The sequence below is a fragment of the Cryobacterium sp. CAN_C2 genome (assembly GCF_015751745.1).
GTDB lineage: Bacteria > Actinomycetota > Actinomycetes > Actinomycetales > Microbacteriaceae > Cryobacterium.
Window position 1 is genome coordinate 23454 of record NZ_JADOUX010000021.1, and the last position, 24120, is coordinate 47573.

Below are 24120 nucleotides of genomic sequence, written 5' to 3' on the forward strand. Positions count from 1 at the left end.
ACTGGCGGCTTCATGCGCTGCAGAGGTGCGGTCGTTCCAAACCTGCTAGCTGACAGGCGTGATGGGTGCGTGCATCATCCGGTCTGCGGTTCGTAGCGAGAGCGCCATCTGAGCAAGGCACGGGTTCGCGCTGAGCGAGCTGGGGAACGTGGAATTGTCCGAGATCCAGAGGTTCGGAATATCGTGGCTGCGCCCGTCGGCGTCGACGACGCCGTCACCCGGTTCGGCGCTCATCCGGCACGTGCCGAGGGTGTGGCAGGTGCGGGCGAGTACCCGCGTGTCGAGCGCACCCGCCGCTTCCAGAATGCGGGTCATAGTTGTAGTCGCGTGCTGGTTGATCGCCTGCTCGTTCGGGCCGGGTGTAAATGTGACGACCGCGCGTGGGATGCCCCATTCATCCACCTCGTCGGCCAATATGAGTTTGTTGTTCTCGGCGGGGAGGCATTCGCCGTTGATGCCGATGCCGGCCGTGTAGCGCCACGCGTCCAGCGCGTCGATTAGCTCGCTGCCCCAGAGCCCGGCACCGCGCACGAGGGAGGTTGCGTAGGCAAGCGGCATCACGCCGAGGCTTTGCAGGAGGTATCCGCCCGCGAAGTCGACCCCGTCGGGGCGTACGAAGTCTTCGCTGATGAGTGCGGAGGGGTAGCCGCGGTAGCCGCGAATCTGCCGGTCGAACCGGCCCCACACCTGCACTGCGCCGTGGGCGAGGAAGTTACGTCCAACCAGACCGCTTGAATTAGCGAGGCCGGTGTTCAGCAGCAGGCGCGGCGTCTCGATGCCGCCGCCGGCGAGTACGAGGGTCGCGCATCGCTGCCGACGTTCCTGACCGTTCTGGTGGTACACGACGGCCGAGATTCGGCCGAGCGCGTCGCGTTCGATACCGTGCACCATGGAGTCGGGCCGGATCTCCGCCCCGGCGGCAACGGCGGAGGGGAGATAGGTGTTCGCGGTGGTCGCTTTAGTGCCGTAGCGTTCGCCCTGGTGGATGGTGCCGAGATTTTGGCTGGCGAGGCGGCGACCGTGGTGTGCCTGGTCGCGATCGCGGCTGAGGATGGCGGCCGGTGCGTCAGTGGCTTCGATACCGAGGCGCGCGCAGCCGATCGCCATGATGTCGGCCGAGGCGTTTCGATCGACGGGCGGTTCGAGGTACTGCCGTTCCGGGTCCCACGGGTACGGAGTCGGGCCCGAGACGCCGATGGTGCGCTCGACGTCGACGATGTAGCGAATGAGCTCGGCATGGTCGACGGGCCAGTCTGCCCCGACCCCGAACTCGGTACGAAGGTGCAGGTCTCGGATGCCGGGGCGGGGTGTGAAGGCGCCCCAGTGCAGTGTGCCGCCGCCGAGTCCCCAGCCACTGTTGTTGGGGCCGAAGGCGGTCGGTGCGTCTCCGCCGCTGAGCCGCTCGGACATCCAGTTGATTCGGGGGGCTTCGACTTCGTCGTTGGTGAAGTCGTCAGGGTCAAAGTTGGGCCCGGCCTCAAGGGCGACGACTCGGAGGCCGCGTTCCGCGAGTCGCGCGAGGAGGGGCGCGCCGCCCGCGCCGGTTCCGACCACGACGACGTCGACAACGTCGTCCTGCGCGTACGTGCGCATGTCGTTGAGGTTCACGCTGCGTTCTCCTTGCCAACCTGACCGGCGTTGTTGGTCGTGCCCGGGTCGCCGCTGTCGCTGTTCTCGCTGTTCTCGTTGGGCCGATTGGCATGATCGGATATGAGCGCGCCGAGGTCCGCTGGCTCCCATGAGTCGCGCACGCCGGCGCCGAGGCCCACATACCCGGCGGGCTCAGCCCCCGGACCACTGGTCGCGAAACCGTCGTATCCGACGCGGGCGAGCGACGCGGGATGGGCCAGCCAGGTGCGCGTCAGATCATTGCGCACGTCTTCGAACCACCGGCGAAACACATCACCGGCCCACGGGGCGTCGATGATGAACTCGCCGGCGATAATCCCTTGAATTAGTGCGTCCTGCCGTTCCACACCGTCGGCCCAGACGGATGCGATGGCGTCGAGCCCCAGCCGGTAGGCGGCTGCGTCATCCGGAAGCTCTGCGGGCCGCCAACCATCACCGCGGCCGGACGCGAGGTCGGCGTCGATGCGCGCAGCGAGGTCGATCCGGCGAGCCTCGGACTGCGGCACGAGCCGATCGGCCAGCGCGCGAAGGGTCGCGAGCTGCCCCGGCGAGAGCGCCCGCGGCGAGTAGTCCACGTCGTCCGCGATCGCGCGCCGCGCCAACAGGGCGCGCGCCTCGACGCCGGTGCGGTCGGAGGCGATCAGGCGACCCCACTCAGGCGCCACCGGTGGGGATGCTGAAACTATCGATTCCCAGAACCGCGCGATCTCGGCGGCGACCTCGTGGGGTTGCTCGTAGGGGAGCAGGTGCCCCGTCGCGGCGAGAGACACGAAGCGCGCCCGCGGATACACGGCGCCGAGGAGTCGCGGCTGCACCGAAGCCCCCAGATCGTCGTCATCTTCGCCCCCCATTACGACGACGGGCAGGTCGATCACGCCAACTGCGGCCGAAATATTCTCACGACTGCCCTCTCTGAGCCACCGCTGCCAGGCGAGCGGAGACATCTGCCGAACTTGGTCGACAGCATCCTGCTCCAAAGCGGCGACCAACGATGTCGCCACGTTCTGCGCAACGAATTCGCGCGCGTCGACCTCCGAGAGCGGACCGTTTTCTGCCCATGAGAGCATGAGGGCACGCTTGTCGTCGTCCATGGGCTCGGGGGTGGGCGGGGATGGAGCGAGGAGTACAGCGCCCGCCAAGCCGAAGACGGCCTCGTGGCCGCTCAGCACGCGTGCGGCCACGAGTGCCGCGACCTTGCCGCCCATGCTGTGGGCCGCGAGCAGGCATGGTCCGCCATCGGCTTCGGCCTCGATCGTCTTGAGCGCGGCATCGGCCAGAGCGTGGACGGAGCCGTTCACAGCATCCGGGGTGCGACCCTGCCCCGGCAGGTCGATGCCGACGACGCGGAATCGGTCGCCGAGAGCTTCTGCGAGCGGTGCGGTTGATGCAGAGCCAAAGCCCAGACCGGGAAGAAAAAAAATGGTGCAGTCATGGTTGGTCACGGAGTGACCATGCCGCCGTTGACGTTCAAGGTCTCGCCCGAGACGTAGCTCGATTCTGCGGAGGCGAGGAACACGTAGGCGGGGGCCAGCTCGGCCGGCTGCCCGGAACGTTGGTAAGTACTTTCGTCATCGAATGCTCTCATTTGCTTGTCTGAAACACCGCCCGACACCTGCAGGGCGGTCCAAACGGGGCCGGGTGCGACGACGTTGACCCGGATACCGCGAGGAACTAACTGCAGCGCAAGACCCTTCGAGAAGTTGTTGATCGCTGCTTTCGTCGCCGCGTAGTCCAAGCGATCCGGTGCGGGCTTGTAAGCCTCCAGCGACGCCGTGTTGATGATGCTGGCACCTGCTGGCAGATGGGCGAGAGCGGCCTTCGTGATCCAGAAGTTCGCGAACACGTTCGTTCGGAACGTCAGTTCGAACTGCTCGTCAGACAAATCTTCGATACGGTCAACGGCTACCTGTTTGCCGGCGTTATTGACCAGGATGTCGAGCCCACCGAGTACGCGCACGGTCTCGTCAACGATCTCGCGGCACCGGGCCGAGTCCGTGATGTCCGCGGCAATCGCGTGGCCCGTCGTGCCTGCCTCCTTTATTTGGCCCAGGATATGGTCAGCATCCTCCTGCTCGGCGGGCAGGTGCACGATTACGACATCGGCCCCCTCACGCGCGAACGCGATCGCGACGGCACCGCCGATACCGGAGTCACCGCCTGTGATGAGCGCCTTGCGCCCGGCGAGGCGCCCGCTGCCGCGGTAGGTCGATTCGCCGAGGTCGGGGACCGGAGTCATACGCGCCTGCACCCCGGGTTCAGGCTGATGCTGAACGGGCGGGTCTACGCGGCTGTAGCGCTCAACAGGGTTTCCGAAACTGTACTGATCGCGAAACGTCATGCCCCCCATACTAAGTCGAATGCTTCACCATCGACATGACCGCGCGTACCTCATTGGCCCGGGTGCATATCGTCGCGGGGCTGCGCGGTGTCCCTGGGGCGAGCATCATTGTGCCGCGGGACCAGTTCGTGGACGCCACGGTCGGCCTCGTTTGTCAGCTCGAGAACCGGGCCGCATCTTTGCCCAAACTTCTCACGCACACGCACACGCACGCGCACACGCACACGCACACGCACACGGACACGGACACGCACAGAAACGCGTCGAGACGGCGACCACCATCACCGAATCGTGAGCATGTCCACGCGGCCGTTGCGGAACGGAACGCCTTCCGCTTCGAGCAACGCTCGGGCCGCTCCGCCATGACAGCTCGCTGGCATGCCGTCGGCATGAACAACTCGCCACCACGGCAAGCCCTCGTCAAGCAGTGCGACGGCCCGGCCCGCTTGCCGGGGGCCGATCCCCAGCTCCCGCCCGATCTCCCCCTACGCCACGACGTCACCCCGGGGAATCGCCGCCACGATTGTTCGACTTTTCGCTACCAGATCCATGCTCATCCTTCTTCTGGTTCGGGATAGGTGATTTTTCCGTCTCGCACGAGCGCGAACGCGGTTAGTTCCGCGCATCGGGTCGACGAGACCGACATGATGTCGAACACCTCTACCCCGGCGACGATGAGTGCGTCTGTGATTAACCGCCGGTGACAACGCCACGGCACGGCCTCACTGCACATGATCGCCGGCACCGAGTCACTCGCGACCTGCAGCAGCTCAGCGAGCCCGAAGTGAAACTCATCGGTCATCATGTAGTCGGCGTAATCGCGGAATGCCTTGACCTGCCACGCACCGTTTGGACTCGGCACACCGGCAGGGGTATGTCGCCGACCGCCGAGGTTCCTGACCCACCGGTAGGTGATGTCCGCCGGTAACGCATCTGCAATCGCGTCTTGGTTCCATTGCGGGAACTTCCGCGACGACGGAAACGACCGCACGTCAACCAGATCAGTCACGTCGTTCGCCTGCAGCATTGCAACCACTTCATCAAACCCGCGAGTGGAGTGACCGATCGTGAACACCCGATTCGGTGTACGTCCCTTCGTCATTGCACCCGGATCACTTGATCTTCGTCAACGCATCCGCTTTGTGCATTGCCACATGATCGGTTTTATCACTCTTGATTTCGTACTGTGGGTCATCTTCGCTGCAATGACGCGTGCGGCCTTTAAACTCCACATCTTTCGTGTGTTTCTTGGTGATCACGCCCTGAACGTGCCCGGCTTCGTAGTTCCAAGAGACGTGGTCTCCGACTGAGAAACTTTTCATGATTGCGGCTCCATTCACCCTGCTGCTTCTTCTCATCCTTGGGACTCCTGCCAGCTTATGCAGCTCTGCCGACTCGGACAGGTAAATATTTCTGAGCGGAGAATGGTCAGACCCTAGAACTGCAGCACGGTAAGAGCGGTACGCTCAACTATGGCTGGTGTGATGTCGATGCGCGGTGGGGCCAATGGTTGGTGACGTCGCGGTTGATCAGATACGCCGCGAAGGTTATGTGAACCTTCGATCGTACGCTGCACTCGGTGACGGTCGCACCGTTGCGCTCGTCGGATTAGATGGCTCGATCGATTGGCTGCCCATTCCGAACCTCGACTCCACACCCGTGTTCGCCCGCCTGTTGGACGAAGCCAAAGGCGGTTCGATCGAGCTCGCGCCGGTGGCAGCGTTCACGGTCACGCGCCGTTACCTGCCGCAGACCAACGTCCTAGAAACGACATACACGACTGCTGCCGGCATTGCACGTGTGACGGACGCCCTCGTCACGGGTCTCGCAGGACGGTTGCCTTGGGTGGAACTCGCCCGTCGAATTGACGGCATTGAGGGCGCTGTAGATTTTCGTTGGCGAATTACTGCGGGCACCTGCTTTGCGACAACTACCCCGCGGGTGGAAATGACCACGCATGGCACGATCATCCGGGCCGGCGATCTCATGCTCGCCGTGGAGGGCAGCAACCACGGAGCGGACGGAGGTGACAGCATCCTCGCCGGCCATTTCACTGCAACAGTGAAATCGCATCATATGCTTGTCGTCGCCGGCACTAAGAATGAACCATTGCATCTGCCCATTACGGATCTGACCGCGATCGGCCTCGCACGCACTGTCGACAATTGGAAGCACTGGTCTGACGACTTCAATTACGACGGCCCGTGGGCAGACGCGGTGCAGCGCAGCGCTCTTGCGCTCAAACTGCTGATCCACAGCCCGAGCGGCGCGATCGCCGCTGCCGCGACAACATCGTTGCCGGAAAACGTCAGGGGTGGGAAGAACTGGGATTACCGGTTCGCGTGGGTGCGCGATGTGACGTACACGGTTCGTGCTCTGGTGCGCTTCGGCCTGCGCGAGGAGACCCACGAAGCCGTCGCCTGGCTCATCCAAGCTATCAGGATGAGTGACTCAGAACTCCACATCTTCTACCGCCTTGATGGTTCGACGCCAGGCCCCGGAGAGATACAGGACCTGCCGGGCTGGCGTGGTATCGGACCCGTCATTGTCGGTAATGACGCGAGGACGCAACTTCAACTCGGGATCTTCGGTGACCTGGTCACTGCAATGCTCGAATATGTCGAGGCCGGCAACGTGCTCGATGCCCACACCCGCGTCATGCTGGCAGCAGTCGCCGACCATGTGTGCGAGGTATGGCACCAGCGCGATTCCGGCACGTGGGAATTGGTCGATCAACGCGACTACACGGCATCAAAAATGGGATGTTGGCAGGCACTCGACAGCGCCCTACGCCTCTACGAGCTCGGTCAAATCGCCGGCGATCCTGCCCGTTGGCGAGTTGTTCATGGCCAAATCACCCAGTGGGTTGCCGAGCACTGCTGGTCCGAAGCGCGGCAGAGCTATGTCACCTTCCCCGGAAGTGAGCAGCTCGACGCATCCGTTCTCCTGCACGCGACAAGTGGTTTCGACCGGGGCCCGCGCATGTCTGCGACCATTGACGCTATCCAGGCAGAACTTGGCAGTGGCGCGTTGCTCCACCGCTATACAGGGATGGAAGCGGAGGAAGGAGCGTTCGTCGCATGCTCCTTTTGGATGGCATCCGCCCTCGCCTGTGTCGGCAGGCATGACGAGGCGGTCAAATTGATGGACGAACTCATCGGTTTGGCGAACGACGTCGGGCTGTATTCCGAGATGATCGATCCGGCGGATCTCTCTTTTCTCGGGAACTTCCCGCAGGGGCTGAGCCATCTCGCGCTCATCAACGCGGCAATCACGATCGACGAGCTCGCGCCGCGGTGAACTTCACCTGTCACAACCGAAGACGTTTGGCGGCCGCCTGGCCGTGTCCGTTTCCATCGCGAAGCTGCCAGTTGCCGAGGCCGTCGCAGCTGCCTCGGTGCCTGGACAGCAGGAGCGGGAGTTGGCTTTCCCCGAGCTTGGCATGGTCCACCGACTCGTCCGGCTCGAGGTTCGGCGGCGCACGAGTCGCACTTTGACAGTGGCAATTGCTGCCGCTGCCGTAACTGTGGTTTCGCTAGGGGGCTTGTGGGCGTCGAAGGCTTTTTCCCCCAGCGTTCACAGCCATGAAATGTTGGCCTTGGGCCAGGAGGTCGTCACCGCCCAGCTATCCGTCACGCCCGAGGAGCACGGTTCCCGGATTGTGTGGTCGTGCCAGTAGCCCACGGTACCGGGCAATGAACAGAGCTACGACCTCGTGGTGATCGACACTGCGGGCGCGGCCACAACCGTGGCATCGTGGTCATTGGCCGGCGACGCGAGCGGTCTCACCACGACGCTACGACCGCGATCCCGGCGAGCAGCATCCGTTCGGTCGAGATCAGGCTAACGGGAAGAGATTCCGCGCTCTTGCGCGAAGACTTCCGAAGCTCGCGGCTACTGCCGGTAGGCCGTGAGAAAACGATCGCGGAATTCATCCATCCGCCACAGCGGCGCATTCGGCGAGGGGAGCATCCCGGGGTCCCAGCGCCACGACGAGATTCGGTTGATAATTGCGGAGTCCTTGGAGATGATGCTGATGGGCACAGCGTGGTTGGCGTCTGCCCCACTGACCACCGAAGCGGGCTGGTGGTCGCCGAGCACGACCAGCACCAGGTTGGGGTTGTCGTAGGTCGTCAGGAAAGAGAACAGGGTACTCATCGAGTACTGCACGGATTGGCCGTAGAGCAGTTGCACGTGCTGTGCGCTCTGCCATACCACGCTCGGCGCGAGCCCCTGAGCGGGCTGCGGGTCAAAGATTGAGCCGTCGCCAATGGATTCCCAGGGCACCTCATGGGGCAGGGGAGTCCACGGTGTGTGCGACGACACGAAATCGATCTCCGCCATCAGCGGCGGGTGTGGTTGAGCGAGTTCGTTCTTCTGGAAGTAGGCCCACGTGAATTGGTCCGGGATGCGCGCGTAGCTGAAGTTCGGGCCCCGATATCCCATGTTCTGAGAGTTGATCTCGATGTCGAAGTGATAGAACGATTCTCCGATTGACCAGGGCTGATCGTTGGAGGGCACGACGCTCACGGTGCGCCAGCCAGCCTTCTTGAACGCCGCGCTCAGGGTGAGTCGGCTCCCCGAGGTCACCTGATCGTACTTGTGTTGCGAGTCAATCCGTAGGCCGGTCTGGAGGGTGGAATGCGCGAGCCAGCTAATTCCACCGAACGTAGAGGAAGTGAGAAACGCGCTCCGCTCCGAATAGCCGTGTGCAGCAAGATCCGCGGTCCCCTTCAGGAGCACATCGTCGACGCCCTTCGAGAAGGTGGTATTTTGCACGGCGACCTGGCCGTAGCTTTCGATGAACGCGATGATCACGTCTTTGCCCTTCAGCCCGCCAAGAAGATCGGATGCTGGCACCTTCTTGAAATCGTCGGTTGCGACCGCACGCTCAAACGCCGCCTGCTCTGCCCTCGCGGTCGTCACCTGGTTGGCTTTCGTCATGATCATGCGGACGGTATCCGCTGCAGCGACCGGTTGCCCGCGGACGACTTGGGCGCCCACAAGCGCCAGGACGATCCAGCCCCCCGCGATGGCAGTAGCCCCGATCCGGGTCGCGCGCGGGTGGTGACGGATGACCGCAGCAAGCTGAAGCATCGCCCGGGTGAGAACGAGAACGAGAACGGCAGCGGCGAGAACGAGCAGGCCAACGATCACGGCCGCGACTGATGGTCTGGTCGAGTCGCTCAGTACGCCATACGCACTGACCAATTCCGGCCAGCCGGTCACGACGTTGAACGGATGACCTACGGCGGATAAGAAACCGCGATCGAGTGCGGCACTGACGATAGTGGTGACGAAGACCATGGCAGCCAGGCTCGCGACGACCCGACGGGCGGGAGCCCAGGGCAGGATGGCGAGAATCACGATCGCGAGGAGCGCTTCGAGCGGCACGCGCAGGAGCGCGAGCACCGAACCGGAACTGATGAGACCGGGCGCGATCACGCCGAAAAAGACGATAACGGCGGAGCTCACGGAACGCACCGTCGCTCGGACCGCGCGCGAACGGTCGGTCCGCGAGTCCGGGTTGAGTATTGCAGGGGACGTCGCCGGAGGTGCAGTCACGACGTTCCGACCGCGATCGGCGGCGCGGTGAGGCGCTGCTGGTCCTCGGCATCGTGCACGGCGAATCGAGCCGAGAGCGCGTACCGCAGGAGCACGACATCGCCGATCTGCCGCACGTCGGCGAGAGTTGCACGCCGGTCGCTGGTCCACGGGAACACGGCATCTCCCACGAAGCGCGGGGCCCGGGAATCACCCACGAATAGTGGCGCCACGACCAAATGCAGTTCATCGACCAGGTTCGCGGCCAGGAACTGGGTGTGAACGGTCGCGCCACCCTCGACCATGAGCTCGCGAATGCCACGATCCGCAAGGTCAGCGACGAGGTCGGCCATGGCGACAGCTGCGCCGAGGCCGACAACCAACGCGGTGTGCCCGAGACGTTGACGGATATGCGCCGCCGCCGAGGTGGGGCAGTACACGAGTTTCGGTGTGTCACCGGTCGTGAAGAATGCCGCGCTTGGATCGAGATCGCCCGTCTCGGTCACCGTTACTTTCCACGGCGAATTCGGCAGACCCGCGGCCTTTCGCCGTGACTGGCGAGCGGGGCTACGCACCAGTAGCCGAGGGTTATCCCGCCGCACGGTGCGTGCGCCAACGAGAATCGCGTCGTTTTGCGCACGCACACCGTCGACCCGGTCGCGGTCCGCCTCATTGGAGAGGGTCAGGCGCGGTGGGTCTGCCGTGTCGAGATACCCGTCGAGAGAGGTCGCACTGCTCAGAGTGACGTACGGCAGATCGCTCACGGGGTCGTCTCCAGATCTTTCGCGATGAGCACCGGGCTTGCCTCGTACCGAATCGGCCTGCGCCTTCGGGCGGCATAGACGAGCGTTACGAACGCGCCCGGAGCGACGGCGATGATGGTCAGAACGCCGAACAGTGCGGATGCCGCAACCCCCGCAGGGGCGCCGAATCCGGCCACGGCGAAAGCCCAGCCGGCAATGCCCTCGCGCGGCCCCCATCCGCCGATGCTGAACGGGATCGACGCACCGAGCAGCACCAGCAGGGCGAGGACGAGCAGCTGTCCGGGCGGCACGGTGATTCCGATGGCCGCGGTCGCAATGGCGAAGGTCACCACGTGACAGGAGATCACGATGACGGAGGCAAGCACGACCTGAGCCACAGTCCGAACCGATCCGATGCCCGAGCGAAGCTCTCGCACCTCCCGAAATACGGCCGCGCGAGCGCGCGGCCATTTGACCACGGCCAGCCCGATCGCGATAGTGCCGAGCCCGATAACGCCGAGCCCGATCGCACCCACCGCGAGGAGATACCCCCCAAACTGCGCACCGACAAAGGCACAAATCATCAGTGAGAGCACTATCTGCGTTACTTGACCCGCGGTGCGTTCCAGCACGACCGCACGCGCACTTCGCGCGACGTTGCCGGCGCTCTGGCCATGTGCGACTGCGCGGTGCACATCCCCCACGATTCCGCCGGGGGTGACCGTGTTCAGGAATTGGGACTGGTAGTACCTCCCGATCGCAGTTCGCCAGGAGAGATCGACTCCGAGCCGCGTGGCGATGACGCACCAGCGCCACGCGGCGGCAGCCGTCGCGACTGCGGATAGCGCGAGCGCCGCTGCAATCGTTCGTCCGTCTATGCTCAGGATGCCGTGAAGCAGCGGCCCGGTTCCCACGTAAGCAACCACTGTGATCAGCACCGCGAGGCCAACGAGGAGCCGAATGGTCACGCGAAGCCAGCGTGACCGCAGCGCCACGCGCATGCTCCAGAATTCGACCGGCGTCATGGGCTCGGCCACGCCAGAAGATCCACATGCTCGATGCGCGCGCTGAGTTCGCCGAGTTCGATCTGTGCCAAGCGACCCTGCCGGTAGCGGTCGGCTTCATCGCGCAGCTGAGGTTCCTGTTCCACGGCCGCATCGACCCAACCCGCGAACCATTCGCTCAGTAGGCCAGGCCGGCGATGGTCGAGCCGCCACAGAGTGGTGCTCTGGCGCACCTGCCAACCGGCGTCTGCGAAGAGTCCAGAGGCGATGGGCGCGGCGTACCGGCCCAACTGTCGTCGTCCGTTCGCGTGGCGCACCTGATGCGCGTTGAAGGCGTCCTCGAACGCCGTGTCGCGCTCGTCTCGTGGGTTGAGCTGCACGCCACCGGTCACGCTCAAGGAGAGAAGCACGGGAGCGCGCGCTGCTACGCACGCGCCGACGATGGTGTGGATCTCTTCTGAGGTCAGTACGTCCAGAAGCGCGGACGCCGTCACGAGAGACGCGCCAGCCAGATCGTTCGGGCTCAGGTCAGCGAGATTGCCGGTGCGGCCAAAGACCGAAATTCCGGCGTTGTAGCGGTCCGCCGGACGCACGTGGTTGATGGCCTGTTCGGTCAGGTCCGCACTCCAGTCGTGGAGAAACCACGTCTGCGGTCCTAGGACAGGGGCGAGCCACCGCATCATCGAACCGGTCCCGCTGCCGAGATCGTGCACAACGATCGGGCCATCGGGAAGCAGTTCGGCGGCGATGAGTGCGAGGTCGAGTGAGCGAGCCGCGGCGTCCTCTGGCTCGCGGAGGGCAAGCCAGTCGCCGCTGACCTCGAGGATTCCGCTCATGCCCGAACCACTGTTCCACTGCGCGACACTTCGTGGAGCACCGATTCGATGGTCGAGATTGTGGAGCTCCATGATCTGACTGTGGCTCTGGCCTCCACCGCTGCCGTCGTGAGTTCGGTTCGAAGGGGCGGACTCGCCCACCATTCGCGCAGGACCGTTTCGAAGGCCGCGGAATCATTTGCGGGAACCAACATTCCCGCACCGCTACTCGACAACGCTTCGGGTATGCCGCCAACGCGGGACGCAACCACCGGGATACCCCGCGCCAACGCCTCGGCGACCACCATGCCGAAGCTCTCAGTGCGCGACGGCGCAACGACGAGGTCCGCTCGGCCGTATGCCGCATCGAGTGACCGCCCCGCGAGGGTGCCAGCGAAACTCACTCTCGTCGCCAATTGCTCGCCTCGAACGGTCCGCTTCAGGTCGGCCACAAAATCCGGCTCCGTGCTGAGGGATCCCACGAAGGTGCAGGTCCAATCGCTGACCTCCTTGAGGCGCGCTACGGCGCGGACGAGAACGTCTTGACCTTTATGTGGTGCGACAACTCCAACGCACAACAGTCGCCCGCCGGCTCGTGAAGCGATCGTTGCCGGTGCTGGATCAGTTCCCGGGTAGGCGGTGACAACATCGCGAGGTTGCACGAGGGAGCGCGAAATGAGCTCGGAGCGAGTCCACCCGCTCGTCGCGATGACACGGTCTGCCGATTTCAGAGCAGTTCCCTCACGATCGACTAGATCGGCGAGGTGAGTCCTGTCCGCAGATAACCCCGATGTAAGACTCGCGACCATGTGTGCAAGCACGATCATCCGGAGCCTGGTCGACTGCGCCGCCAACGCGCTCGATTCGCGCACGGCGATGAGTCCATCGATGAGTACGAGGGCACCGTCGGGCAGCTCTGACAACGCCCGCGTCGCGAGCGGCCCGCTCTCCTCCGCGATCAAGACCATCCGTACGTCCCACCCGGTGTTCCGGAGCCCGTCACGCACGTACCGGTCATAGACGTTTCCACCGCTCACTCTGTCCGGGTCGTCGATCGCACCGGGGACAACGAAGTGCACCGTCCTTTCCGCCGTTGCGCTCACAGTGACCTTGAGTAGCTCGCCCACGCGATGTGGGATTCATGCAACGTGACTGAGAGAGACTGCATCTGCTGGCCGGCCGCAAGCGTTCCATCGTGCACCCGTTCTGCAAGGCGGTCAGCGATCACTTGACAGAGCACTTCGGTGGTCGTGTTCCTACCCTGAAAGTCGGGCTCCTCATCAAGATTGCGATAGGTGAGCGATTCCGTGATCTCACCGAGTATCTCCGCCGCTCGACCGATATCAATAACGACACCTGAAGCATCGAGACCTGCTGCGCTAAACGTGGCGTCGACGATGAACGTTGCTCCGTGGAGCCGCTGCGCAGGACCAAAGGATTCGCCAGCAAAGCTATGGGCGATCATCATGTGGTCTCGCACGGTTACCGTGAACGTCATACGGCATCTCTCCAGTCGATCGTGTGGCACAGGTCATTTCGCGATCCGTCGGCAAGGCTCGCCATCACCTCAGGCAGAGTGCGCCACGAGGATGCGCCCGTGAGCACGGCATCGAAGGCGGGGTCGCGCAGGAGTTCGAGGGCCAGCACGAGTCGTTCGCGAGTGGTCCGGGTTCCCCGCCGCCCCGATGCAACAGCGCCGACCTGACTGGACCGAATCGTCAATCGCCGCGAGTGGAAATCGGCGCCGAGCATCAGCGTTGCCGGGCGATCTCCATACCAGCTCGCCTCGATCACCGTGCCGTCGGTCACCACTGTCTCGAGAGCGAGTTGCAGCCCTGTGCCCGAGCCGCTCGTGTTGATCACGATGTCTTGATCCTGCGGAGCGGTCGCCACATCTGAGAAGCTCACGCCGAGTTGGTCGGCAACGACTTCTCGCGCTGGGTCGATGTCGACGAGCGTGACGGAGACACCTGGGATGCCGTGTGCGAGGCGTGCGACGCAGCATCCGATCATCCCCGCGCCGACGACTGAGATTCGGTCGCCGACCATCGGTGCGGCATCCCAGAGCACGTTGATGGCCGTTTCGACGGCGCCCGCAAGAACTGCACGCCGTGCCGGTATGTCGCGGGGAACAGGCGTGACAGCGCCGACGGGCACGACAAATGCCGACTGATGGGGGTAGAGCGTGAAGACAGTTGTTCCCACGAGAGATTCGGGACCACTGCCCACGACCCCGATATTGAGATAGCCGTACTTGACCGGCCCGGGGAAGTCGCCCGTCTGGAACGGGGCGCGCATCCGTTCGCGTTCACTCGCCGGCACGTGCCCGCCAAAGACAGATGTTTCGGTACCGCGACTCACGCCCGTGTACAGGGTTTTCACCAACACATCACCCTCACCCACAGGCGGGAGCTGCTCGTGGCGCAGAAGGCCTACTCCCGGTTTCTCGATCCAGAAGGCGGTGACGTCAAGCATGTTCCCTCGCTTTCCTGAACGTTAGCGGCACGGCTAACGTATCAATAGTTAATAGGTGAATCACCATAAAAACGAGACAGGGATGATCAGAGTTCAATTCGTACCGATCTTTATAGCCGTGGGCGGCGCGATTGTCGTGAGCCTGCTCGGGGCTGCCGCGACGCGGTCGTTCCCGTTGTGGATTGCGGCAGTCGGTTGGCTTGCGGCGCTCAGCTACCTCATGGCCTCGAACATCGCGCTTGTACGTGGTCTGAGAAAACGACGCGTCACCCGATTCGGGCAAGCGAACGTCGTGACTGCGGCGCGGTCATCTCTAGTTGGGGTGATCAGCGGGATCGTCGTTGCGTCGTTCTTCGCGCCGATACCGGTCTGGATCGTGCTCGCTCTGGTCGTGCCGGCCCTCCTCCTCGACGCGGTCGACGGCTGGGTCGCCCGGCGCACGAACTCCGCGAGCGAGCTCGGTGCGCGGTTCGACATGGAGGTTGACGCCTTCCTGCTGCTCGTGCTGAGCGCCTACGTCTCGCAGACCCTGGGAATCTGGGTGCTTGCCATCGGACTCATGCGGTACGCATTCGTCGTCGCTGGATGGATCTTTCCCTGGTTGCGTCGACAGCTCCCATCCCGCTACTGGCGCAAGGTCGTGACTGCCGTGCAAGGAATAGCGTTGACGGTGGCTATCACCGGATTGCTGCCCGCGGTCGACGCGGTGTTCGTCGCGATTGCGCTGGCGCTTCTCGTCGAATCTTTCGGTCGAGACGTCGTGTGGTTAGTGGCAAGGCGAGCGGAAGACTCACGTCGTCCGCCGGGCGCGCAACGCGAGAGCCGAGCTGACGGCGAGCACAGGAATGGCGATGCCTTCGACCAGGAACGTCTGTGGACCAAGGGTGACGCTCCACGTCACGGTGATACCACATAGCCCAACGATCAACGCGAGCACAAGCGAGAGAAAACTCGCGATGATAAACAGCAGACTCAGACCCGACGCGAGCTGCAGCAGTCTTCCGCGCAGGGCGAGTATTCCGACACCCAGGACGATGCTCGCGATGGTATTCAGATCGCGCTGAGGATCCGCATGACCCGGAGAAGGCCTTGGCTATTGTCGGTCAGGTGCTTCACCTGTTCCCGTCCTGGCCTCCGCCAGTGGAGGCCTCACTAGTAGCGTGGGTCGGTAGTCGATAACCGGTGTTGTGGCCCGTTTCGTGCTGGCCATGTGGCGCTGGAATGACCTGAACCTCGTCGTGTGAGGTGACGGGGTTCAGGTCTTGCCGGCTTGCTGCCGAGTGAAAAGAGGGCCAGAGTCGCCAGATACCGTCGAGCCCGTCTGCCCGGGGTGGTGGGCTTGGGCTTTGGGTCGTCGGTTGGGGTGTCAGGGCGGTGTGCGCGGCCAGGACGGCTCGGGTCTGCATACTGTGCAGCTTCATCAGGTTGTGGCAGGCGGCGATGAGGTTCCACTCGTGGGCGGCTTGATCCAGGCCGCGCAGCAGAACGAATTTGCCTTGCCGAGTGTGATCCTGATCAACGATGGCCTGCGCGTTATAGGCGTAGTGAAATGATCCGTCGGCGGTCTTCATGATCCGGGCGTCCAGGTCGGTGAAGTCGCGTTGCGCCTTCGGGGTGACGACCGCGTTCGTCGCCGCGTTTGTCCTGCCCGAAGCGAGTGTCCTCTTCCGTCGCGGCCGGGTTAGTCCTGTTTGCCGTTTTTAACGGCCACGCCGTTGACGTCGTCGCTCGTGTCTTCCGTACTGGCCTGCGCTCCGGCGGTGAGGGTGATGTCACCGACGATGGCCAGGACGACGGCGAGTGCTGCGCCGCCAGCGATTTTGGTTTTCCTCGGCATTGTCTTCTGCCTTTCGAAAGTAACCCACGCGGCTGCGTGACCCTTATTTTCAAGTGAGGCAGTGGCACGTGAGAAGAGAATGAGAGCATCTGCGTTGCGGGCGGATTAGGACCGGAGCGGCAGGGTCAGCGTGACGGTCGTGCCGAGGCCGACTCGCGACGTGAGCGAGATGCGGCCGGCGTGTGCCTGGACGATTTGGCGGACCACGCCCAGGCCGAGGCCATGCCCGGGGTGCGACCTGGCTTGATCGGATCGCCACAAACGCTCGAAGGCGTGCTTGATTTCCTCGTCGCGCATGCCGATGCCGGTGTCGCGCACCGTGATGGTGCAGGTTCCGTTGTTCGCTCTCGTAGCGACGCTGACGGTTCCATTTTCGGTGTCTGGTGTGAACTTGAGCGCGTTGTCGATGATGTTGCCCAGTGCGCGGGCCAGCAGGGCCGGAGAGCCGAAAACGACCGCCTCCTCGCCAATGTCGGTGGTGAGGCGGGCGGCATCCGCCTGATTGACTGCGCGGGCGGCGATGTCGTGTCGCACGAGATCATTCACGTCGACCAGTTCAAATGTGTGGTCGAGTTCCGTTCCCGCTCCGCGAGACAGCAGCAGTAGGTCGTTGGTGAGGCGTGTGAGTCCGTCGACGGCCGACAGCGCGTTCTGCATCGCCTGTTCGTACTCAGCGGGGGTGCGAGTTGAGAGCAGAGCGAGTTCCAGTTCGCCCTGAATGACGCTGAGGGGGCTGCGCATTTCGTGGGACGCGCCGTCGACGAAGCGTTGTTGCAGCTCATAGCTCTTCTGTAAGGGAGCGAGGGCAGCGCGTGCCATGCCATAGCTCGCCGCGGGGATCAGGACCAGGAGCGCCGCGTATAGCACGATTAGGGCGGTGCGGAGGTTGGCAAATCCCTGCTCGGCCGCGTTGAGGGCGCCGGCACCGTCGGATTCGGCTGCGTCGAAGTCGAACGTTCCGGTGACGAAAATGTAGATTCCGACCGCGAAGGCTGCGAACAGTACCAACTGCACGGCCGTATAGGTCATGGTCAGTCGAACGATGGCCCTTCGGAACATCAGTGATCCGCGTTGATGACGTAGCCGGCACCGCGCCGGGTTTCGATGATGTCCGTTTCACCGGCCAGTGTGAGTTTCTGACGCAGGTAGCGAATGTAGGTTTGCACGACGTTACTGAACCCTTCATAGTTGCTATCCCAGGCGTGATCGATCAGCTCGGTGGCGCTGATGATGGTGCCGGCGTTGCTCATGAGATATTCCAGTACCGCGAATTCCTTGGCCGTCAACACGATGGTGCGCCCCGCACGCTTTGCGGTGCGGGTGGCGGGGTCGAGTGTGACTCCTTGCGCCGTCAGGAGTGGTGCCTGGGCACGCGGTGAACGTCGAAGCAGTGCGCGTACCCGGGCGAGCAGTTCGACGAGGTGGAACGGTTTGACGATGTAGTCGTCGGCGCCGGCGTCGAGTCCCTCTACTTTGGTGCGCATCGAATCCAGCGCGGTGAGCATCAGCACCGGCACGTCGCTATTGATCGAACGGATGCGTCGGCACACGTCCATCCCTCCGCCGGGAAGACCCGGGAGCATCAGGTCAAGAACGATTAGGTCGTAGGTATCGATTTCGAATGCCTGAACTCCGTCGGGTGCGGTGTGGGCGACGTCGACGGCATAGCCGGATTCGATCAGGGTACGACGGATGACGTCCGCGATGCGGACGTCATCCTCAACGACGAGGAGCTTCACACCGTGCCCGTTGAGAGGCGGTGCTCCGGATGCCTAGTCGGCTTGTTCACCGGTGCCTGCTCCTTTGGTCGCTGTGCCGTCGACGATCTGCACGCCGTCGGCGCTGACCTGAATGGTGAAATCAACCTGGTTCGTGGAACTGCGGTACAGGCTGAACGTGTTTTCCGGGTAATGGCCGGGGCCGGTGTCGGTGTCGAAGGAGATTGTCGTTTCAGCCTTGGGCGCCAGGGTGAGGCCGTCCAGGGCGAGGTAGTACGCCTCGGTTGCCCCAGTAGTGATGTCCTTCATCACATAATAAGTCTTCAGGTTGGTCAGCGGGCTGGTGGTGGTGTTGCCGAGCGTAATCTGGAGCCGGTCGGTGATAGCGGCGCCGGAACTCGGGTCGACGTTGTCTTCGGCAGCCGCGGACACGATCGTGAGCCCGGGGGTGGTGCTGGTGTTGGTGATGGGGTTGGTCGTTACCGGCAGCACCGAACCCGTCGATGTCTTCGGTGCGACCTGACCGGGTGGCGTGGCCGGGGTAGTGGCCTGAGACATGGCAATTCCGCCAGCAGTGACGAGTGCTATCAGGGCGACGGGGAGGATGATTTTCCACTTCATAATTGCTTCCTTTGCAGAGTGCGCCTCGTCGTTGCGAGGGCGGCGAAAAGCACGGAGGCCGCGGTGGCCGCTGTGAGAGTGATGGCGTAAGGGAGCATTGCTGCCCACACCCGGCTGAGAGGCTGCTGGTTGTATTGGTCTTTGATGCCGAGGAAGGCGAAGGTGAGGCGTTCGAAGTGTTTGGTCACCGACGACACTTCCAACCCGTTGCGGATGCCATCGAACGCGGAGAACTGGGCTAGAACGGCCAGTTCGTTGGATTTCTGAATCTGAAGGGTGGCGAACAGGCCGCCGGGCACCTGGTTGTCCGGGTCCATCGTGTCCCCGATTTGGGGTATGACGAGCACGAAGGCGAGCCAAATGACCAGGGCCACGATGAGTCCGGTGCTCAGCCGAGAGGACAGGGCCGTCAGGCCGACGGCAAGGGCAGTCCAGAAGACTAGGTAGAGCCACGCGAAGGAACCGGCAATGAGGAGGCGGGCCACGTCGATCCCCTGGATAGGGGCATGACCGATCGTGACAACGGCCAGGAGCGACAGCGCGGTAAGAGCGGCGACGACTCCCAGCCACACGATCGACAGGCCGAGTACCTTGCCGCCGGCGAACGAAAACCGGCTGACCGGACGGCTAAGAAAGAGGGCCAATGTGCCCCGGTACTTTTCTTTGGCGATGGTTCCGTAGCCGAGCACGATGGCGAACAGTGCTCCGAGAATCTCGAGGTACTCGATTCCGCCACGCAACAATTTCAGGGGAAAGAGTTGCGGCGCGGCCGCGGTGACCGTGCTTCCGCTCCGGGCAAGGTTGGCGACGTAGACGTTGTACGCATCCAGTTGGTTGCGAAAATCGGCCGACGCCACGGCGACGGAAACGAGCGTGGCGACACCCAGGAACGCGATGAGGAGTGCGAAGAGTCGGTCCCTCCGCAGGTCCCGTAACTCCTTTTCGGCGACAATCCAGGTGTCATTCATTCAGACCACTCCTCAGGGTGCGGCGCGGTGTGACGACCACTACCCAGGCGATCGCGATCAGAACAGAGACCAGCAGCACGATGCTGGCCAGTGGGCTGCCGGTGACGCTGTCATCACGCAGCACGATGCTCGCGGCGCGTTTGAACTGCTCGGTGATGGCGAACGGGCCCGTAATCGCCCCGACGAGATCGAAGGACGTGCTGTCCGACGGCGCAAGCGCCGCGACGGGGTTCAATAAGGCGACGGGGCGAGCGGCGGTGCCGATCTGCGGGAGCACAAACGCGACCGCACTCCAGATAACAAAAGGCACAAGCAGCGCCGTCGTTTCCTTGCGGCTGTAGAGGCCGGTGAGCATGCCGAGCAGGGCGAAGATCATCATCAGAACCCAGGACAGTGCGGCGAACCCCACCAGCCGCAGCGTCGGGTCGATGCCGAGCGGCGCGCCGACGATGACGCTGATCGAGGCCCAGCTGATCACTGTGCTCGCAGCCAGGACGGACGCAATCACAGCCCCGAGGCCGAGGAACTGTCCAGCAAGTCGCAGGACGATGTTGACGGGTCGGCTCAAAACAAGATCGGTCGTGGCTGACTTGCGGTCGCGGAGGGTGGCTTGCACACCGAGGATGATCGCCATGAGTGCACCGATCAGCACGACATAAATCACTGAATTTCGGGAGTAATACAGCGAAGAGACGCCCGCGAACGGGTTGGGAGCCGTCGTGAGTCCGTCGGCCAGAATCTTCGCATACACCCGGGTGACCGTCGTATTGGTGATCCAGCCGATGAGTGAGGACAGCGACACCATGCCCAGAAACACCACCAACAGCAGCAGCGCGACCCGGGCACGCAGGGTGCAGAGGACTTCGTGCCGTGCGCTCGTGAGGAGCGTGTTCATGCGGCAGCCGAGTCGAGTTGAAAATAGATGTCTTCCAAGGACTCATCGGCGGGAAAAGCTGCGAGCGTGTTGCGCAGTGAATCGTGGTGCACCAGCCGTCCATGATTGAGAATCCCGATGCTCGTACAGGTTTTGGTGACCTCGCTCAGCAGGTGCGTGTTCATGAAAATCGTCATTCCGAATTCATGGTTCAGTCGCACAATCGTCTCCCTCAAGGTGCGCACGCCCTCCGGGTCCAGCCCCGAGGTCGGCTCATCCAGAAACAACACCTCAGGCGAGTGGAGCACGGCCTGAGCGATACCCACGCGCTGACGCATTCCCTTACTGAACGTCCCCACCCGGTGATTGTCATGGCCGGTGAAATCCAAAAAGCCCAAGACGTCCCGGATACGGGCGTCCGGACGGCGCAACCCCGACAATCGGGCGAAGAACCGCAGATTCTCCAACAACGTCAGATTGTCGTAGAACTGCACATTTTCGGGGAGGTAGCCGATGGACCCACGCACGCCCGCCGCATCCGCTTTCACGCTGTGGCCGTGGATTATCGCGTCACCCGACGTCGGCTCGAGCAGGGTCGTGAGCAGATTGACGGTCGTGGTCTTTCCGGCCCCGTTGTGTCCGAGGAGGCCGAAAACCTCGCCCGTGGGCACGTCGAGGGTGAGAGGCGCGAGGGCCTGGTGCGTGCCGAAATTACGCGATAAAGCCGAGGTGGAGATTGCCGATGGTGTCATACTCCGAGGCTATTGACCACATCGTGAGACCACGATGAGAGGACTCACATGCGCTACGAACGGACGGTTACAGGAGTACGGGCGCACCCGGCTGGACTTCGGACGACCCACCGACAGACCCACCGACAGGCCCACCGACACAAATCCGACAACCGACGGCCAGAGACCGGCTTTACCCAATCAGAACGAGCCGTACCCCAATCACACCGGAGAATCGATTAACGCAACGGTATTGGGGCTAAGAGTGGACGCTGTGGGAGACCGCTAATTTCGGCGGAACGGCCAGTGTCTGGAAGACGACGCAATAGCGTTCCGTCAAACGAATAAGGGTGGCGATCTTTTCCTCATCCGCATCGGATGTCAACTCGAAGCGCATCCTGATGTCCTGAAAGCCGACCGCCGTCTGCTTGTCGACGGCGAGCGTGCCGCGAAAATCGAGATCCCCCTCGGCGTGCACCACACCGGTGACGTCGATGCCAAGCGAGGAAGCGACCGCGGCAAGAGTCACCCCCGCGCAGGCAACGAGTGCCTGGAGGAGCATATCGCCTGAGCACACGGAGAGATTGTCGCCTCCGGTGGCGGGGTGCAACCCGGCCTCCACCAGGGCCTGCCCGGTCTGCACCGAACAACTGATACCCGCGCCCAGTTCACCGTTGGCCCGAAGCGTCACCAGAGCGGCGTCGGGGTCGTCGCGGTACTGCTGCTTCAGAGGAGCTTGCACCGTGCGCAGGTCGCTGATAGTCACTGGTCATCATCTCCAAGTAGTTTCGAAGCGTGCGGTCGGCAGCACTTCCTCTCTTACAGTATCCGCCGGCAACTGGAGCTACCGCAGATCGCTCCCATTGTTACCGTGCATGGCGACACAAAGTTGCGGGGGAGCACGTTCCGGTAGCTTGAAGGCATGGCAGACCACGACCGCACAGACAGGGAGTGGGGTTTTCGCACCCGTTCCATCCACGCAGGAAACGTTCCGGATGCGGTGACCGGCGCCAGAGCCATTCCCATCTACCAGACCACGGCCTTCGTGTTCGATGACACCGCGGATGCTGCGGCCAGGTTCGCCCTGCAAAAGTACGGCAATATCTACTCCCGCCTCGCCAACCCGACGGTCGCCGCATTCGAGGAGCGTGTGGCAAGCCTTGAGGGTGGACTGGGCGCTGTCGCCACCTCGAGCGGCCTGTCTGCGCAGTACATTACCTTCGCGTCGCTCGTGGGTTCCGGCGACCACATCGTCGCATCTGCGAGCCTCTATGGCGGTTCCCTCACGCAGCTCGACATCACGCTGCGTCGTTTCGGAGTTGAGACCACTTTTGTGCCGGGCACGGATGCTGCCGACTATGCCGCGGCGATTACTGACAAGACCAGGCTGATCTTCGCCGAGTCCATCTCCAACCCCTCCGGCGAGATCGCCGACCTCGAGGGTCTGGCCGACGTCGCCCACGCCGCGGGTATTCCGCTCATCATCGATTCGACCTTTGCCACCCCCTACCTGAACCGGCCAATGGAATGGGGAGCAGACGTGGTCATCCACTCCGCGACGAAATTTCTCGGCGGCCACGGGACCACGCTGGGCGGTGTAGTGGTGGAGTCTGGTCGGTTCGACTGGAACAGCGGCAAGTTTCCCTTGTTCGACATTCCGGTGCCCGCCTACGGCGACCTCAACTGGTCGGGCAACTTCGGCGAGTATGCCTTTCTCACCCGCCTGCGTGCCGAGCAGCTGCGCGACATCGGACCTGTCCTGGCCCCACACTCCGCGTTCCTCCTCGCCCAAGGCGTCGAAACCCTGGCCTTTCGGATGGAAGCGCACGTCGCCAACGCCAGGATCGTCGCGGAGTGGCTCGAGGCCGATCCCCGAATTGAATTCGTCAATTGGGCGGGGCTCACCTCGCACACGCACTTCGACCGCGCAAAGAAATACCTGCCGAAGGGACCGAGCTCGATCTTCAGCTTCGGCGTCAAGGGCGGCAGGGATGCCGGGCGTACCTTCATCGAGTCGGTGAACCTGGCCAGCCACCTCGCCAACGTCGGCGACGCGAAGACGCTGGTCATTCATCCGGCTTCCACCACTCACGCGCAGCTCACCGAGCGGCAGCTTGTTGACGCGAAGGTACTGCCGGGCCTTGTACGCATTAGCGTGGGAATCGAAGATCCAGAAGACATTATTTACGACCTCGACCAGGCGCTAAGCCTGGCGACCGGAGGCAAGTGATGAGCACAGAAGCAGTCCCCTCACCGTTGACCAACGGCCCCGCCTGCGAACTGCCAGCGAGCTCGCCCGTCGCGAACCGGTTGAAGTCTCCGCGCACCTGGATCGGACCCAGTGCCAAGGACCGCCTCAAGATTCTGCAGAGCGCCACGTCGGTCGCCATCGTGGGCGCATCGCCCAACGCGGCGCGGGCAAGCTACTTCGTGGGAACCTACCTGCTGCAGTCCAGCACTTACCGGGTCTATTTCGTCAACCCGAACGCCGACGAGATTCTCGGCCACAAGACCTACCCCACCCTTGCCTCGCTGCCCGAGGTGCCCAGCATCGTCGACGTGTTCCGCCGGGAAAGCGAAATCCCCTCGGTCGTCGACGACGCCGTCGCCGTCGGCGTTCCGACCGTCTGGATGCAGCTTGGCATCTGGAATCAGGATGCGGCGATCTACGCCGAGAGCCAGGGCCTGACGGTAATTATGGACCGCTGCCTCAAGATTGAGCACGCCCGCTTCAACGGCGGCCTCTATCTGCTCGGCTTCAACACCGGCGTGATCTCGGCACGAAAGACCGCCCGCTGAGAATTGGCACTGCCCTGGTCATTT

25 protein-coding genes are annotated in these 24120 nt (G+C 63.2%); 4 read left to right on the forward strand and 21 right to left on the reverse strand.

The window, feature by feature from the left end; all coding sequences use genetic code 11:
• Positions 1–45: 45 nt before the first annotated feature.
• From IWX77_RS14500 to IWX77_RS14525, 5 genes are all read right to left on the reverse strand, one after another.
• The gene (locus IWX77_RS14500) at positions 46–1608 is read right to left on the reverse strand and encodes a GMC family oxidoreductase (protein ID WP_327012223.1); all 1563 of its coding nucleotides are present in this window, start codon (positions 1606–1608) and stop codon (positions 46–48) included.
• On the reverse strand, positions 1605–3071 hold the full coding sequence (locus tag IWX77_RS14505; RefSeq protein WP_196845231.1) for an alpha/beta hydrolase: 1467 nt from the start codon (positions 3069–3071) through the stop codon (positions 1605–1607). The genes IWX77_RS14500 and IWX77_RS14505 overlap by 4 nt, the downstream gene beginning before the upstream one ends.
• Entirely contained in the window at positions 3068–3967 is a 900-nt protein-coding gene (locus IWX77_RS14510) for an SDR family oxidoreductase (RefSeq protein ID WP_196845232.1), read from the reverse strand. Before IWX77_RS14510 ends, IWX77_RS14505 begins: the two co-directional genes overlap by 4 nt.
• A 553-nt stretch (positions 3968–4520) precedes the next feature.
• Complete coding sequence (locus IWX77_RS14520; protein WP_297412889.1) at positions 4521–5042, reverse strand: DUF488 domain-containing protein; 522 nt, start codon at positions 5040–5042, stop codon at positions 4521–4523.
• A 37-nt stretch (positions 5043–5079) separates the two neighbouring features.
• Positions 5080–5289 carry a DUF2945 domain-containing protein gene (locus IWX77_RS14525; RefSeq protein WP_196845234.1) on the reverse strand — a complete coding sequence of 70 codons (210 nt, stop codon included), beginning with the start codon at positions 5287–5289 and terminating at the stop codon, positions 5080–5082.
• 184 nt (positions 5290–5473) lie between these two features.
• On the opposite strand from IWX77_RS14525, the gene IWX77_RS14530 reads away from it, so the two are divergent.
• The gene (locus tag IWX77_RS14530) at positions 5474–7267 is read left to right on the forward strand and encodes a glycoside hydrolase family 15 protein (RefSeq protein WP_196845235.1); all 1794 of its coding nucleotides are present in this window, start codon (positions 5474–5476) and stop codon (positions 7265–7267) included.
• Positions 7268–7861: 594 nt separating this feature from the next.
• On the opposite strand, the gene IWX77_RS14535 is transcribed toward IWX77_RS14530, so the two are convergent.
• The 7 genes from IWX77_RS14535 to IWX77_RS14565 all read right to left on the reverse strand — a co-directional run bounded on the left by IWX77_RS14535 (position 7862) and on the right by IWX77_RS14565 (position 14548).
• Positions 7862–9442 carry a CDP-alcohol phosphatidyltransferase gene (locus IWX77_RS14535; protein WP_196845236.1) on the reverse strand — a complete coding sequence of 527 codons (1581 nt, stop codon included), beginning with the start codon at positions 9440–9442 and terminating at the stop codon, positions 7862–7864.
• Positions 9443–9528: 86 nt separating this feature from the next.
• Complete coding sequence (locus IWX77_RS14540) at positions 9529–10275, reverse strand: RibD family protein (protein WP_196845237.1); 747 nt, start codon at positions 10273–10275, stop codon at positions 9529–9531.
• Positions 10272–11291 carry a lysylphosphatidylglycerol synthase transmembrane domain-containing protein gene (locus IWX77_RS14545; RefSeq protein ID WP_196845238.1) on the reverse strand — a complete coding sequence of 340 codons (1020 nt, stop codon included), beginning with the start codon at positions 11289–11291 and terminating at the stop codon, positions 10272–10274. The genes IWX77_RS14540 and IWX77_RS14545 overlap by 4 nt, the downstream gene beginning before the upstream one ends.
• A complete protein-coding gene (locus IWX77_RS14550; protein WP_196845239.1) occupies positions 11276–12094 on the reverse strand; it encodes an SAM-dependent methyltransferase in 819 nt (272 codons plus the stop codon). Before IWX77_RS14550 ends, IWX77_RS14545 begins: the two co-directional genes overlap by 16 nt.
• Positions 12091–13152, reverse strand: coding sequence for a glycosyltransferase family 4 protein (locus IWX77_RS14555; protein ID WP_196845240.1), 1062 nt, complete (start codon positions 13150–13152; stop codon positions 12091–12093). The genes IWX77_RS14550 and IWX77_RS14555 overlap by 4 nt, the downstream gene beginning before the upstream one ends.
• 20 nt (positions 13153–13172) lie before the next feature.
• Positions 13173–13571 (reverse strand): 6-pyruvoyl trahydropterin synthase family protein, encoded by a 399-nt coding sequence (locus IWX77_RS14560; protein ID WP_196845241.1) that lies wholly within the window; start codon positions 13569–13571, stop codon positions 13173–13175.
• Positions 13568–14548 carry a zinc-dependent alcohol dehydrogenase gene (locus IWX77_RS14565; RefSeq protein ID WP_196845242.1) on the reverse strand — a complete coding sequence of 327 codons (981 nt, stop codon included), beginning with the start codon at positions 14546–14548 and terminating at the stop codon, positions 13568–13570. The genes IWX77_RS14560 and IWX77_RS14565 overlap by 4 nt, the downstream gene beginning before the upstream one ends.
• A gap of 82 nt (positions 14549–14630) precedes the next feature.
• Between IWX77_RS14565 and IWX77_RS14570 the strand changes: the two genes are divergently transcribed.
• Positions 14631–15464 (forward strand): CDP-alcohol phosphatidyltransferase family protein, encoded by an 834-nt coding sequence (locus IWX77_RS14570; RefSeq protein ID WP_196845243.1) that lies wholly within the window; start codon positions 14631–14633, stop codon positions 15462–15464.
• A 196-nt stretch (positions 15465–15660) separates the two neighbouring features.
• Here the strand turns inward: IWX77_RS14570 and IWX77_RS14575 are convergent, their stop codons facing one another.
• The 9 genes from IWX77_RS14575 to IWX77_RS14615 all read right to left on the reverse strand — a co-directional run bounded on the left by IWX77_RS14575 (position 15661) and on the right by IWX77_RS14615 (position 22063).
• Complete coding sequence (locus IWX77_RS14575) at positions 15661–16119, reverse strand: hypothetical protein (protein ID WP_196845244.1); 459 nt, start codon at positions 16117–16119, stop codon at positions 15661–15663.
• A 110-nt stretch (positions 16120–16229) separates the two neighbouring features.
• Complete coding sequence (locus IWX77_RS14580; protein ID WP_196845245.1) at positions 16230–16385, reverse strand: hypothetical protein; 156 nt, start codon at positions 16383–16385, stop codon at positions 16230–16232.
• Between the two features lie 105 nt (positions 16386–16490).
• Positions 16491–17444: a sensor histidine kinase gene (locus IWX77_RS14585; RefSeq protein WP_196845246.1), complete on the reverse strand. Its 954-nt coding sequence runs from the start codon at positions 17442–17444 to the stop codon at positions 16491–16493.
• Positions 17444–18124, reverse strand: coding sequence for a response regulator transcription factor (locus IWX77_RS14590; protein WP_196845247.1), 681 nt, complete (start codon positions 18122–18124; stop codon positions 17444–17446). The genes IWX77_RS14585 and IWX77_RS14590 overlap by 1 nt, the downstream gene beginning before the upstream one ends.
• A 33-nt stretch (positions 18125–18157) precedes the next feature.
• Positions 18158–18724: a hypothetical protein gene (locus tag IWX77_RS14595; RefSeq protein WP_196845248.1), complete on the reverse strand. Its 567-nt coding sequence runs from the start codon at positions 18722–18724 to the stop codon at positions 18158–18160.
• On the reverse strand, positions 18721–19692 hold the full coding sequence (locus IWX77_RS14600) for an ABC transporter permease (RefSeq protein ID WP_196845249.1): 972 nt from the start codon (positions 19690–19692) through the stop codon (positions 18721–18723). Before IWX77_RS14600 ends, IWX77_RS14595 begins: the two co-directional genes overlap by 4 nt.
• On the reverse strand, positions 19685–20587 hold the full coding sequence (locus IWX77_RS14605; RefSeq protein ID WP_196845250.1) for an ABC transporter permease: 903 nt from the start codon (positions 20585–20587) through the stop codon (positions 19685–19687). Before IWX77_RS14605 ends, IWX77_RS14600 begins: the two co-directional genes overlap by 8 nt.
• Positions 20584–21318 carry an ABC transporter ATP-binding protein gene (locus IWX77_RS14610; RefSeq protein WP_196845251.1) on the reverse strand — a complete coding sequence of 245 codons (735 nt, stop codon included), beginning with the start codon at positions 21316–21318 and terminating at the stop codon, positions 20584–20586. Before IWX77_RS14610 ends, IWX77_RS14605 begins: the two co-directional genes overlap by 4 nt.
• A gap of 238 nt (positions 21319–21556) precedes the next feature.
• On the reverse strand, positions 21557–22063 hold the full coding sequence (locus IWX77_RS14615; RefSeq protein ID WP_196845252.1) for an OsmC family protein: 507 nt from the start codon (positions 22061–22063) through the stop codon (positions 21557–21559).
• 156 nt (positions 22064–22219) lie between these two features.
• Between IWX77_RS14615 and IWX77_RS14620 the strand changes: the two genes are divergently transcribed.
• Complete coding sequence (locus IWX77_RS14620) at positions 22220–23527, forward strand: O-acetylhomoserine aminocarboxypropyltransferase/cysteine synthase family protein (RefSeq protein WP_196845253.1); 1308 nt, start codon at positions 22220–22222, stop codon at positions 23525–23527.
• Complete coding sequence (locus IWX77_RS14625; RefSeq protein ID WP_196845254.1) at positions 23527–24096, forward strand: CoA-binding protein; 570 nt, start codon at positions 23527–23529, stop codon at positions 24094–24096. Before IWX77_RS14620 ends, IWX77_RS14625 begins: the two co-directional genes overlap by 1 nt.
• Positions 24097–24120 lie beyond the last annotated feature (24 nt).